This window comes from Citrobacter sp. wls711, assembly GCF_005281055.1.
Lineage (GTDB): Bacteria > Pseudomonadota > Gammaproteobacteria > Enterobacterales > Enterobacteriaceae > Citrobacter > Citrobacter gillenii.
In genome coordinates, this window is record NZ_SZXC01000006.1 from 168164 (window position 1) to 181889 (window position 13726).

Consider the following 13726-nt stretch of genomic DNA (forward strand, 5'->3'; position numbering starts at 1 on the left):
TTATACAATCATCATGACTGATTAAAGCGAAATAACGGTAACAAAAAGCGCTGAGACTGCGCCACAATGGCCTCTAGCGTATCCGGCTCCAGCTGACGCCACAGGCGTTGATACCAGATATCGTCACCCTCACCGCGTACCATCATGTTGCCTTCATAGGCCTGCAAAAACTTACTACGCGCTTTTTGCCGCGTGTCGTCGTCCTCTAACATGGCATCATTTGCGGCGTCGTAACAGGTTTTTATCCATGCCCCACCGCTTTCCGGCAGCACCAGCAACGGCGATGACATGCCCTCGCGATACCCGTCAACAAGCTGCGCCAGGTAGCGCATTGCCTGCCCGGCATCCAGTGGAGGAAAACGCCACTCAGCATCTTTACGCAGGAACAGCCGACTCTCACCCGTTCCACCACTGGCACAATAGACAAGATGTTCCAGCCAAAGTTGCACGCCCTGAGAAACGCTTAACAAAGATGGGCGCCAGCGCAACAAACCGTCCTGCTGAACCTGCGGTAGCCACCCGGTGATTTGCACGCCGTTGCAGTTGAGATCGATTTCCATGCTCTGACCCGGCTGGCGACAAGCGATAATACGCTCGGCCAGCGACTGCATTTCCTGGCGCTGGACATCCCACAGGATTTCGCCAAATGCCCCATAAGGCAGCGAGCCTGCCGCACGGAAGTGACGGAACAAACGCTCTGCATCATGCTCTTCAACCAGCGTGTTAAGCAGTTGCTGATTAAGCTGATAGCGGGTTAATCCCTCAAGGATAAAGGGTTCCGTTTCCGGAATATCACTCTCTTCAGAACGGAAGTTCACCTGTAGTCGCATCTGAAAGAAAGCCCGCACCGGGTGCGCCCAAAATCGCTGTAATGTTTCCAGCGTCAGGGTTTCAGGCATGACATACGGCAGTGGTTGCACAAAATCAGTGTGTGCTTTGCCTGTCAGGCTCGCCGCGGGCAGCCACTCCCGGGCATAACTTTGCTGTTCACCCGGCAGATAGTTTTGTGCATCAAAAGGCATGCGGGTATGCAAACGGGTTATGTGCGCTTTTACCCGGGCTTCGCTTTCATCACAGGTGAGCGCTTCATCACCCGGCAAATAGTGACTTTGCCCAATGTAGTCCAGCAACTCTTGCACCAGCACCGACGGAAAGCGTTCGCTGTTGTCCTGGATTGAACGGCCAATGTAACTGATATAAAGCGTTTGCTGCGCTGAAATCAGGGCTTCCAGAAACAGATAGCGGTCATCATCGCGGCGGCTTCGGTCACCACGCATCGGCTTTTGGCTCATCAGATCAAAACCCAGAGGCGCAAGCTGGCGCGGATAAACGCCGTCGTTCATGCCCAGCAGACACACTACCTTGAAAGGAATCGATCGCATCGGCATCAGGGTACAGATATTGACCGGACCTGCGAGGAAGCGCTGGCTAATGCGTTCCTGATCGAGCCGTTGTGCCAGCTCATCGCGTAACAGCGAAAGCGGCACGGCCTCGCCGTATTTAGCCCCCAGACCTTCAGCGATAATGGCCTGCCACTGATCTTTAATCAGCGTCATTGCCGCTTCGGTATCCACATCCGGCAGGAAGAAATCATTAAGCATGTCGTTGCAAACAGGCAACCACTCTTCCAGCGGACGTTCCTGCGCCAGACCCCGACGCCAGAGATTCAGTTTCATCAACAGCGAAGCCAGATGCCCCACCAGTTCGGCGATCAAACCGCTGGACTCATCATACGGCAGTACGGATTGCCACTCCCCCTGCGCACTTTCCATCGCATAGCCCAACAGCATTCGCGTCAAACCAAATTGCCAGGTGTGTTGGCCTGTCGGCGGCAGTGCCAGTTCACGCACGTTGTCATCATCAATGCCCCAGCGAATGCCGGACTCATTCACCCACAAGCGGAGGTAGCGCAGCCCTTCTTCGTTGATATTGAAGCGCGCCGCCAGCACAGGAACATCCAGTAAAGCCAGCACATCCTCGGAGACAAAGCGGCTGTCCGGCAACGACAGCAGGCTAATAAACGCCTGTAAAACAGGATGGGACTGGCGCGCACGACGGTCAGAAATGGCATACGGTAAATAGCGATCGGCCGGTGCGCTGCCAAAAACAGCCTGGATAAAGGGGCTGTAGCTGTCGATATCCGCCACCATGACGATGATATCGCGCGGCGTCAGCGTTGGGTCCGCCGCCAGCATCGCCAGCAGGCGGTCATGAAGAATTTCCACCTCACGCTGTGGACTGTGGCAAACATGAAACGTTACGCTGGTGTCATTCGGCTCAAGTAAGCGCTTATTATCGCTGCGCGAATACTCCTCCAGATTAACGCCCGCCACGGCCCGGCTTTCCAGTTCAAGGATATCCGACTGAATGTTATGCAAAAGATTGTCAGGCGTGATATCCACAAACGCATCCAGCTCCTGGCTGTTTTCCAGTTCGGAAAGCAGGTAAATATAGTCCCGCCCCAGTTTGCCCCACGAGGCCAGCAGCGGGTTACTGACATCCTGTTCGCCGTCGCTGTTAAACAACTCTTCAGCATTCTGGCTATCACGAAACAGCGGCAGATGACGTTCTTCAAAGCTATGCCGACGCTGACGTGCCAGCAGCTTTGCCAGATACGCGGGGTCTTTAATATCACCCCAGTAGTAACGACATGGATTGGTAAACAGCAGATGAATTTCAATATGCTTCCCCAGCGCCTGCAGGGCCTGAAGATACACGGGCGGCAGTGCGGAAATGCCGCAAATAAAGACGCGAGCGGGCAGCCCCTGCGGACAGCTCGAGGTATTTTCCAGGGTCTGAATAAATCGCTGATATAAATTGGCGCGGTGCCAGCGCTCTTGCCCCAGCTCTGCGGTGTATTCCACCAACGCTTTCCACAACGGTGCCTGCCAGGCCTGAGACTCCCCCAATCCTTCAACCTGTTTCCCCGACTCCCACTGCGTCAACCAGTCAGGACGGTAGACTAAGTACTGGTCAAACAGGTCAGCGGCACGTGAGGAGAGCTGAAACAGCTTACGCTTGTCGGTATCGTCTGTCAGATACTGGCGCAGCAACGTGAACGCCTCGTCATCCAGCAACTGCGGCAGCAGCGTCATCAGCTTCCAGCTCATACTCTGCTTGCTGAACGCACTTTCTTTTGGGATATCCGGCAGTACCCGCACGAACATATCCCAGATAAAACTCGCAGGTAGCGGGAAGTCAATATTGGCGGCAATGCCGAACTTCTGTGCCAGGGTCATTTGTAGCCATTGCGCCATGCCGGTACTTTGAACCAGGATCATTTCAGGTTCAAAGGGATCGATGAGCCGGTCGCGCTCAACGATATATTCCATTAACGCTTCCAGCACATCCAGACGATTGGAGTGGTAGACCCTTAACATAGCGGCTCCTGACTACTGACTGTTCGGGCAGTGCAGACGCGTCATTTGACCTTGCCTGCCCAAGGGTGAAGAAAGTTTGACGTTGATGCTGACACATCCCGCCCGCGTTGTCTGCATTCGGTTTACCTGCCAGTTTAACGGCGACGGAAATGCCGTCATCTGGGTTTGCATCCACGCATGACGCCACAGCTGCTGGTACTGACTTCTGATGAGGAAACTGTTCATTAATACCCTTTGATACCCCGACAATGCGGTCACAATCATGACCATAAGCACCATTGCCAGCATCACTTCTGGCAGGCTAAAACCGCGTTGCCGGTTCAGGGTAGCAGGCACAGAGCAGCCTCTCTTAGCGGGCAGAAATCGCTCCAGCCATGTGCGGAAAATACAATATTGCCATCGATAACCTCGCCCTGCCGCCATAGTGACATCCCTTCATAGTCGGTAATAAGCAACACGTTATCCTCGCCATGTAATCGCAGGCATACGGCTGCATTCGTGGTTGAATCACGCCGGCATTGCACGGCCGGTTGCCGTTGCCAGGACTGCATACGTCCCCATTCCATGGCGGATTGCACCACAGCCTGGTGTTGCAAAGCCTGACTTTCCGTGGCAACGCGCGAAGCAAAACTGGCTTCCTGTTGGCTAAGCCCCTGGAGCAGCAGACCGCCGAGCAGCAGAAGCAAAAGCACCATCGCCAGGGACGATACGCCGCGTTCCCGGTTCACAGGTTAAACCCCGTCACGCTATAGCGCGCTTCAATAACCTTTTGTGGCGCACTTTTGCTGGCTCCGCGCAGACGCAAGGTCAGAACGGGCGCAAATCCGCTGATGTTCTGGCGTTCAACCTGAAATGTCTCAATCAGAACCGTGCCAGGATCGGTCATTTTATCCCAGCCCTTTCCATCGCAGGATGTCGCACCACGCAAGGTTTCCAGCACCTGGTCTTGTAAACGAAAACCTATCTGGTCCGCGTCTTTAGCTGGGGTTGTCTCCCAAATGCCGTTACCGTTAGCGTCCCAACGCGCAATTACGCAATCACCGTGTCCCGATATCACCAGCCCTTCACCGCTACAGTTTCCGTGACAGTACCCTGCCCGCTGGAGATGTTTAGCCACCGTATAGGCTCGCTGCCAGAGCTCATCTTCAAGGGCTAACTGGCGCGTGTTGAGCAATATATCGTGCTGAAGCGCCGGTAAAAAGCGCGCAGCCCCCAGTAGCAAAACGCTGCTGATAGCCATTGCGATCAGCACCTCCAGCAATGAAAAACCGCGTTCGTTTACCGACATACATCTGCCTCATCACGCTCACAAAGCCGAATTCGCCCCCAGTTCGATATCACCACCCACCGTTCACCCGCGGCATTTTTTAGGCCAATATGTCCAGCCCATGCGGTGTTGCGCAGGCCAAAAAAGGCCAGCGATGGCGTGATGTCTGCCATCTCAACATCATCCCAGCGCGGGATTAACACCAACGCAGAAGCGGGCTTACAGGTATTTTGAGCCGCAGCAGAGCTGACCAGACACCATGACGTTCCCTCTCTGATAACGCCGATGACATGGTCACGGTTATGCCAGTTGGCATCCTCGCGCAGTTGCAGCAGGTAGTCCTGCACCTGAACGACGGTTTGCCACAATCGTTGCTGTTGCTGCCAGCGTTTCCAGCCATATAGCCCTGACGCGCTGAGCGTGACGATGATGAGCATTGCCACCAGCGTTTCAATTAGCGTATAGCCCTGTTGTTTTTTCATGCCGCCAGTATGGCGATAAGGAAAATAATCACGAGTGGGGAATTCGGGTTATTCGGCGAGCTTCGGGGAATATATTCTTCGTTTCAGCGCATTGCAAAATTTCAGGAATCAGCGTTGAAAAACTGAAATCAGGGCAAAAAAAACCGACGCGCGAGGGCGTCGGTCGTGGCAGGATCGCGGTCGATTAGATAGCAACCGGCGCTTTAATACCAGGGTGCGGATCGTAACCTTCAATCTCGAAATCATCGAAACGATAGTCGAAGATAGAGTCAGGCTTACGCTTGATGACCAGCTTCGGCAAGGCACGCGGTTCGCGGCTGAGCTGCAGGTGCGTTTGCTCCATGTGGTTGCTGTACAGGTGCGTATCGCCGCCGGTCCAGACAAAATCACCGACTTCAAGGTTGCACTGCTGCGCCATCATATGGACCAGCAAAGCATAGCTGGCAATGTTAAACGGCAGGCCGAGGAACACATCGCACGAACGCTGATACAGCTGACAGGAGAGCTTGCCGTCTGCCACATAGAACTGGAAGAACGCATGGCACGGCGCCAGCGCCATCTTATCCAGTTCGCCTACGTTCCACGCAGAAACGATAATACGGCGAGAGTCCGGATCATTCTTCAACTGGTTAAGCACCGTGGTGATCTGATCAATATGGCGGCCATCTGGCGTTGGCCACGCGCGCCACTGTTTACCATAGACCGGGCCCAGATTGCCGTTTTCATCTGCCCACTCATCCCAGATAGAAACGTTGTTTTCGTGCAGGTAGGCCACGTTAGTGTCGCCCTGCAAAAACCACAGCAGTTCATGAATGATAGAGCGCAAATGGCAGCGTTTAGTGGTAACCAGCGGGAATCCTTCCTGCAGATTAAAACGCATCTGATGACCAAAAATGGAAAGCGTTCCGGTTCCGGTACGGTCGTTTTTCTGTGTGCCTTCATCCAGCACTTTTTGCATCAGTTCTAAATACTGTTTCATGATTCCTCAGGAAGCGTGTTGCTGTGGGCTGCGGCGGTACGCCCAAACCATCATAATGATACCGGCGACAATCATCGGGATAGACAGGATCTGCCCCATGCTGATGTACTGTACCCATTCGCCGGTAAACTGCTGATCCGGCTGGCGGAAAAATTCAACGATGATACGAAACGCGCCGTAGCCAATCAGGAACAGACCGGAGACCGAGCCCATCGGACGCGGTTTACGAATGAACAGGTTAAGAATGATAAACAGCACCACGCCTTCCAACGCCATCTCATAAAGCTGAGACGCGTGACGAGGCAGCGAACCGTAGGTATCGAAAATAGATTGCCACTGCGGGTTGGTTTGCAGCAGTAAGATGTCTTCGGTACGCGAGCCCGGGAACAACATGCTATATGAGAAGTTCGGGTCAACGCGTCCCCACAGTTCGCCGTTGATAAAGTTGCCCAGTCGGCCCGCACCCAGACCAAACGGAATCAAAGGAGCAATGAAGTCAGAGACCTGGAAGAACGAACGCTTGGTGCGTTTGGCGAAGATAATCATCACCAGGATCACACCGATGAGACCACCGTGGAATGACATTCCGCCATCCCAGACGCGGAACAGATACAGCGGATTATCAAGGAACAGCGGGAAGTTGTAGAACAGTACGTAACCGATACGCCCACCGAGGAACACCCCGAGGAAGCCTGCATAAAGTAAGTTTTCAACTTCGTTTTTGGTCCAGCCACTTCCTGGGCGATTAGCGCGGCGCGTCGCCAGCCACATCGCGAAAATAAACCCCACCAAATACATCATGCCGTACCAGTGAAGTGCGACGGGTCCAATTGAGAAAATGACCGGATCGAATTCCGGAAAATGCAGATAGCTACTGGTCATCTGTCACCACAAGTTCTTGTTATTTCGCTGAAGTCAGACAGCAATTGATAAGCGCGCCTGTATGATACAGGCGCTCCGAAGGTGCGAATGATAGCACAAGGGGATCACCACGCATGCCGGGAAGATGTAAAAGATCTGTATAGGTAAGCCAGACACCAACAGGGATGCCAGATGAAACCGTAATGATCAGGCCGACAATTCAGACTTACAGCCCCCCGCGAATCAAACCGCCCATACCGCGGCGTTCCATAAATGCCGCCACCTGATGGCGCACTTCCGTCGCCAGTTGCGCTTCCAGGCTGCGCTGTGCCAGCGTTTGCGCTTCATCAAAATCGATGTGGCGCAGCAGATATTTCACTCGTGCCACAGAACGACCGTTCATTGATAAGTGGCGAAAACCCAGACCGATTAAAATGGCCACACACATTGGGTCACCCGCCATTTCACCGCACAGGCGTAAATCGATGCCGCTTCTCTCGGCTTCCTGGGCAATCATCGCCAACGCACGTAACATCCCAGGATGCAGACTGTCATAAATGCTGGCGACCCGCGTATTGTTACGATCGACCGCCAGAATATATTGGGTCAGATCGTTAGTACCCACCGAGATAAAATCGACCCTGTTCGCCAGATGCGGCAGCATAAAGACCATCGACGGGACTTCCAGCATGATGCCGATACGCGGTTTCGGGATCGCGTAGCCGATCATCTCTTCCACTTCGCGCCCGGCGCGCTCAATCAAGCGCCGCGCTTCGTCGACTTCATCAATACTGGTGACCATCGGCAGCAAAATACTCAGGTTGCCGGTTGCCGCGTTGGCACGCAGCATTGCGCGGACCTGGATCAAAAAGATCTCCGGCTGATCGAGCGTAATGCGGATCCCGCGCCAGCCAAGGCACGGATTCTCTTCACTGATGGGCATGTAAGGCAGTTGCTTATCAGCCCCGATGTCCAGCGTACGCAGAGTCACCGGCTTGTCGTTAAACATTTGCAGCATGCCCTGATACTGGGCAACCTGTTCTTCTTCCGACGGAAACCCGCTTTGTAGCATGAACGGAATTTCGGTGCGATACAGCCCGATGCCGTCGATCCGGCTTCCCAGTTTTTGCTCGTGTTCCGGACTCAGCCCGGCGTTGAGCATCACCTTAACGCGCTCGCCGCTTTTCAACTGGGCTGGCTGGTTAACGTCATCTTCTGCCAGGCGACTGAGTTCAATCTCTTCACTGATAAGTCGCTGATATTCCTGAATCAAAACCGGTTCAGGATCAACCAGCAGCTCGCCGCGATAACCGTCCACCACCAGCGTACGGCGGTGGAGTACCGACGGCTGGATGTCGGCCCCCATCACAGTCGGAATACCCAGCGCGCGCACCATAATTGCCGCATGGGAGTTGGCAGCGCCGTCTCTGACCACCACACCAACTAGTCGGTCCTGCGGAAGCTCTGCCAGCGTGGTCGCAGAAAGCTCATCTGCCACCAACACGAAACGTTCCGGCCAGGCATTTGGCCCCTGAATCGAATCGTCAAGATGGAACAGCAGACGCTGGCCGAGCGCACGTAAATCCCCGGCCCGCTCTTTGAGATAGTTATCACTGAGGGCGGCAAACTGTTCAGCGAACTTCTCGATAATCGTTTTAACCGCCCACTCCGCCACCGAACCGTTGTCCACTTCTGCAAACAGCTCGCGGCGCAGACGGGTGTCGGAAAGCAGGTGCGAGTAAAGATCGAAGATCGCTGCCGTCTCTTTTTGTGCTCCCGCCGTAAAGCGCTTACTGTAGCGGCGGAATTCATTGGCGGCTTCTTCCAGCGCCTCAGTCAGTCGTTCGCGTTCTAGTACCGGATCCAGGGTTGACGCCTGATACACCTGCTCCATCAGCGGCAGCGTGGCATCCTGCCAGCCTTCGGCAATCGCCACGCCGGGTGCGGCAGGCAACGCACGAATGCGCGTTTGCCGGTATTGACCAAACAACGCGGTGAGCTGCGACTGAGAAAGAATGGCGGCCATTTGCGTGGCGAGCGTCACCAGGAATGACTCTTCGCTTTCATCGTACTGGCGCAGTTCACGCTGCTGGACCACCAGCACACCCAATAGCTGGCGGCGCTGAATGATCGGCACGCCTAAGAAGGCGCGGAATCGCTCTTCTTTTACTGAAGGGATGTATTTGAAGCTGGGGTGTTTTTGCGCATCGGCGAGGTTAATCGGTTCCGCCAGCCTGCCAACCAGGCCAACGATACCTTCATCAAACGCAAGCGCAACGGTGCGACCGCGTGGTTTTTTGAGTCCCCGGGTCGCCATCAGGTAATAACAACGTCGGTCGTGATCGGCCAGATAAACCGAGCAGACCTCTGTATCCATCGCAAGACAGATGTCGGTAACCAGAATATTCAGCGCCTCATTAAGACGCGGAGCACTGGCCACCTTTTCGACTATTTCGCGCAGGCGGGTGAGCATAATTTGCGTAGCTTAACCTCTTTTACGTCTGTACGCAGGTGCGCTTTGCGGCTTTGGGGTACTCTCCTGAAGCGCCATCACAACACTTGCGAATTCTTTCATCACCCTGCGATAGACATCGCGTTTAAATGACACTACCTGTCGAACCGGATACCAGTAACTCACCCAACGCCAGCCATCGAACTCGGGCGTGCTGCTGGTTTGCATATTGATCTCAGCATCGCTGCTTACCAATTGCAGAAGGAACCATTTTTGTTTCTGGCCGATACAAACCGGCTTCGTGTCCCAACGCACCAAACGTTTCGGTAACTTGTAACGCAACCAGTTACGAGTAGAAGCCAGGATCCGCACATCTTTACGACTGAGGCCCACTTCTTCAAACAGTTCCCGGTACATCGCCTGCTCTGCTGTCTCTCCCGCGTTTATCCCACCTTGCGGGAATTGCCAGGAGTGCTGACCAAATCGCCGGGCCCACATGACCTGCCCCTGGCGGTTACAAATTACTATTCCTACATTCGGGCGGTAGCCATCGTCATCAATCACCGGACTACCTCAACATAAACCTTATATATAAACGATTGTTTCACACTCCTGAGAGGCGGTAAACCACTGTGTTAAGCACACGAGACTCTAATAACAATTGAATAACTCACAGCAAAGGACTGAGTTATAAACAGAGGTAGGCTGAGTTAGGCGATTTTATTCACCTTTTCTGTGGATATAGTTGTGAAGAAGTACGGAATTACTATGGGAAAACCCGGAACAGTCTGAATATGACCTTTGTCACATATAAAAATTAGTCGTCTATATTCATTGAGTTAAAAGCAAATACTGTCACCCAGCACACAGAAATGTGATGTACATCACGCATACGATCCTCGAGCTGATGAAAGATCAACCAGCGTTGGTTTTATCCACAGATTGTGCCAATAAGTTAGGCACAATTTGTGTGAAAATTCGATTTTCGTCGCACGTCAAGGCTGTAAATTGAAACAGTAGTGGGGGTTTTTCACAGTTATCCCATCTTTCTGTGGATAACATGGTGTAAGATCCTGTTCATTGTCAGTGACCAGAATTGGAAAACTTCATCGCTTGTTGCGCAACTCTTGATTATGAAATTTAAAAATCAATATAAATCAGATAATTGAGTAAAACTTGTGGAAAAAGATAAACTCTGTCCACTCGGTATAAAATCATTGCTCATTTTTTCGCCTAAGGGTTAACTCAATGTCAGAACTCCAGCCACTGCTTTCTCCCCCTGAATCCGAAGCCCTGCTGCTTGCCCAGGCACGGCGGCTTTCAGGCTACACGTTAGGGGAGCTGGCGGCAATGGCGGGGATTGTAACCCCCAACGATTTGAAACGGGACAAAGGCTGGATCGGCGTACTGCTGGAGATCTGGCTCGGCGCCAGCGCGGGCAGCAAGCCGGAGCAGGATTTTGCGGCGCTAGGCGTAGAGCTGAAAACGATCCCTGTGGACAGTCTTGGCAGACCGCTGGAAACCACCTTCGTTTGCGTAGCACCATTAACCGGCAATACCGGCGTAACATGGGAAACCAGCCATGTCCGCCATAAGCTTAAACGTGTGCTGTGGGTGCCGGTGGAAGGGGAGCGCAGCATCCCGTTAGCCCAACGTCGCGTAGGATCCCCGCTGTTATGGAGCCCGAATGAAGAAGAAGATAACCAGCTACGCCTGGACTGGGAAGAATTGATGGACATGATTGTGCTGGGCTACGTCGAACGCATCACCGCCCGCCATGGGGAAGTGTTACAGCTACGCCCAAAAGCCGCCAATGCGAAAGCGCTAACCGAAGCCATTGGCGCGAATGGCGAGCCTATTCTGACGCTACCGCGCGGTTTTTATCTAAAAAAGAACTTCACGCGCGCGCTGCTGGAGCGTCATTTTTTATTCCAGGCGTAATAGGCGCAGCCCGGCCTTTCGCCCGCCGCGTTACGCGCCTATAATTAGCGCTTCTTTTTTTTGGCAGGACTTTGTTCGATGTTATTTGCATGGATAACCGATCCTAACGCCTGGCTGGCGCTCGGTACGCTGACGCTGCTGGAGATCGTTCTGGGGATCGACAATATTATTTTCCTTTCTTTGGTCGTTGCTAAACTCCCGACCGCACAACGCAGTCATGCCCGACGTATCGGGCTGGCGGCAGCGATGATCATGCGTCTGGCACTACTGGCGTCTATCGCCTGGGTCACGCGTCTGACCAACCCGCTGTTTGAGGTGTTTGGCGAGGCGATCTCAGCGCGTGACCTGATCCTTCTGCTTGGTGGATTGTTCCTGATCTGGAAAGCCAGTAAGGAGATTCATGAGTCTATAGAAGGTGAAGAAGAAGGGCTGAAAACACGCGTATCCTCGTTCCTCGGGGCGATTGTGCAGATCATGTTGTTAGACATTATCTTCAGCCTGGACTCCGTCATCACCGCAGTAGGCTTGTCCGATCATCTGTTTATCATGATGGCGGCGGTAGTTATTGCCGTCGGCGTGATGATGTTTGCGGCACGCCCGATTGGTGAATTTGTGGATCGCCACCCCTCGGTAAAAATGCTGGCACTCTCTTTCCTGATCCTGGTCGGCTTCACGCTGATTCTGGAAAGTTTCGATGTGCATGTGCCGAAAGGGTACATTTATTTCGCCATGTTCTTCTCTATCGGTGTAGAGACCCTGAACCTGTTGCGCAATAAAAAGAACCCGCTCTGACCCCATCAGTCGCTCTCCCGCAAGGGGAGCGACGACCCACATCACCTTTTCTTCTCACAGATTAAGATTTTACTGCTTTCGCCCGGCATAACTTCGCGTTATTACTAAACTAGTGTCAGACGCAGGCCACGTGAGGATAAATAGATGAAAAAATGGGCAGTTTTAATTTCCGCGGTAGGATTGGCTTTCGCCGTTTCTGGATGCAGCAGTGATTATGTGATGGCGACCAAAGATGGTCGGATGATCCTGACCGACGGTAAACCCGAAATTGATGATGATACCGGTCTGGTGAGCTATCACGACCAGCAAGGCAATGCCATGCAGATTAACCGCGACGACGTATCTCAAATCATTGAGCGTTGATGGTTGAGGTCAGCCACGCTGCTGGCCTTAACAATTTTGCTTCCCTTTTTCCCTTCCCTCAGCCATTTTTATAATCCTTATGTTGTGATTATAAAAAGGAAACGGCTATGCAATATCACCGTATACCCCACAGCTCGCTGGAAGTCAGTACACTGGGGCTGGGCACAATGACGTTTGGTGAACAAAACAGCGAAGCCGACGCACATGCACAGCTTGACTATGCCGTAGCACAAGGCATCAATTTAATCGACGTTGCCGAGATGTATCCGGTCCCGCCACGCCCGGAAACCCAGGGCCTCACGGAAACCTACGTCGGCAACTGGCTCGCTAAACACGGCAGCCGTGAAAAACTGATCGTCGCCTCGAAGGTCAGCGGGCCGTCGCGTAATAATGACAGCGGCATTCGCCCGAATCAGGCGCTGGATCGTAAAAACATTCGCCAGGCACTGAACGACAGCCTCAAACGCCTGCAAACCGATTATCTGGACCTGTATCAGGTTCACTGGCCACAGCGTCCAACCAACTGCTTTGGCAAGCTGGGCTACAGCTGGACAGACTCCGCTCCGGTAGTCACCCTGCTGGAAACGTTGGAAGCGCTAACTGAATTTCAGCGCGCCGGGAAAATTCGCTATATCGGCGTGTCCAACGAAACCGCATTTGGCGTCATGCGCTATTTACACCTGGCGGACAAACACGATCTGCCGCGCATTGTCACTATCCAGAACCCCTACAGCCTGCTGAACCGTAGCTTTGAAGTGGGATTAGCGGAAGTCAGCCAGTACGAAGGCATTGAACTGCTGGCCTACTCGTGCCTGGGCTTTGGCACATTAACCGGTAAGTACCTGAACGGCGCGCAGCCTGCAGGCGCACGCCATACGCTGTTTAGTCGCTTCACGCGCTACAGCGGCGAGCAGACGCAAAAAGCCGTCGCCGCCTACGTAGATATCGCCAAACGCCATAATCTGGACCCGGCGCAGATGGCACTGGCCTTTGTGCGTCGCCAGCCGTTTGTCGCCAGCACCCTGCTGGGGGCGACAACTATGGAGCAGCTAAAAACCAATGTCGAAAGTTTGCATCTGACGTTAAGCGAAGAGGTACTGGCAGAGATTGAAGCGGTGCATCAGGTTTATACCTATCCTGCACCGTAACGTGTAGTGCCTGATGGCGCTACGCTTATCAGGCCTACAAAAACAAGCCGTACTGTAGGCC

At 53.4% G+C, this 13726-nt stretch carries 13 protein-coding genes; 4 read left to right on the forward strand and 9 right to left on the reverse strand.

The genetic code is table 11. The features are described from left to right. Positions 1-11: 11 nt before the first annotated feature. From recC to rppH, 9 genes are all read right to left on the reverse strand, one after another. Positions 12-3380 (reverse strand): exodeoxyribonuclease V subunit gamma, encoded by a 3369-nt coding sequence (gene recC, locus FDW98_RS01225; RefSeq protein ID WP_096755855.1) that lies wholly within the window; start codon positions 3378-3380, stop codon positions 12-14. Positions 3381-3392: 12 nt separating this feature from the next. After that, positions 3393-3716 carry a prepilin-type N-terminal cleavage/methylation domain-containing protein gene (locus FDW98_RS01230; RefSeq protein ID WP_096755854.1) on the reverse strand — a complete coding sequence of 108 codons (324 nt, stop codon included), beginning with the start codon at positions 3714-3716 and terminating at the stop codon, positions 3393-3395. Continuing rightward, positions 3701-4108: a DUF2509 family protein gene (locus tag FDW98_RS01235; protein WP_096755853.1), complete on the reverse strand. Its 408-nt coding sequence runs from the start codon at positions 4106-4108 to the stop codon at positions 3701-3703. Before FDW98_RS01235 ends, FDW98_RS01230 begins: the two co-directional genes overlap by 16 nt. Beyond that, the gene (locus tag FDW98_RS01240) at positions 4105-4668 is read right to left on the reverse strand and encodes a prepilin peptidase-dependent protein (protein WP_096755852.1); all 564 of its coding nucleotides are present in this window, start codon (positions 4666-4668) and stop codon (positions 4105-4107) included. The genes FDW98_RS01235 and FDW98_RS01240 overlap by 4 nt, the downstream gene beginning before the upstream one ends. Next, complete coding sequence (locus FDW98_RS01245) at positions 4659-5129, reverse strand: prepilin peptidase-dependent protein (RefSeq protein ID WP_096755851.1); 471 nt, start codon at positions 5127-5129, stop codon at positions 4659-4661. Before FDW98_RS01245 ends, FDW98_RS01240 begins: the two co-directional genes overlap by 10 nt. 184 nt (positions 5130-5313) lie before the next feature. Further along, the gene (thyA, locus tag FDW98_RS01250) at positions 5314-6108 is read right to left on the reverse strand and encodes a thymidylate synthase (RefSeq protein WP_096755850.1); all 795 of its coding nucleotides are present in this window, start codon (positions 6106-6108) and stop codon (positions 5314-5316) included. A gap of 6 nt (positions 6109-6114) precedes the next feature. Continuing rightward, entirely contained in the window at positions 6115-6990 is an 876-nt protein-coding gene (lgt, locus tag FDW98_RS01255; protein WP_115257571.1) for a prolipoprotein diacylglyceryl transferase, read from the reverse strand. 205 nt (positions 6991-7195) lie between these two features. Continuing rightward, positions 7196-9442: a phosphoenolpyruvate--protein phosphotransferase gene (gene ptsP, locus FDW98_RS01260; RefSeq protein WP_096755848.1), complete on the reverse strand. Its 2247-nt coding sequence runs from the start codon at positions 9440-9442 to the stop codon at positions 7196-7198. Positions 9443-9454: 12 nt separating this feature from the next. After that, complete coding sequence (rppH, locus tag FDW98_RS01265) at positions 9455-9985, reverse strand: RNA pyrophosphohydrolase (RefSeq protein ID WP_003825602.1); 531 nt, start codon at positions 9983-9985, stop codon at positions 9455-9457. Positions 9986-10669: 684 nt separating this feature from the next. Between rppH and mutH the strand changes: the two genes are divergently transcribed. From mutH to FDW98_RS01285, 4 genes are all read left to right on the forward strand, one after another. Beyond that, entirely contained in the window at positions 10670-11362 is a 693-nt protein-coding gene (gene mutH / locus FDW98_RS01270) for a DNA mismatch repair endonuclease MutH (protein WP_096755847.1), read from the forward strand. Between the two features lie 78 nt (positions 11363-11440). Then, the gene (locus FDW98_RS01275) at positions 11441-12154 is read left to right on the forward strand and encodes a TerC family protein (RefSeq protein WP_096755846.1); all 714 of its coding nucleotides are present in this window, start codon (positions 11441-11443) and stop codon (positions 12152-12154) included. A 144-nt stretch (positions 12155-12298) separates the two neighbouring features. After that, the gene (gene ygdR, locus FDW98_RS01280; RefSeq protein WP_000758660.1) at positions 12299-12517 is read left to right on the forward strand and encodes a lipoprotein YgdR; all 219 of its coding nucleotides are present in this window, start codon (positions 12299-12301) and stop codon (positions 12515-12517) included. 107 nt (positions 12518-12624) lie between these two features. Beyond that, entirely contained in the window at positions 12625-13665 is a 1041-nt protein-coding gene (locus FDW98_RS01285; protein ID WP_096755845.1) for an NADP(H)-dependent aldo-keto reductase, read from the forward strand. The last annotated feature ends 61 nt before the right edge of the window (positions 13666-13726 follow it).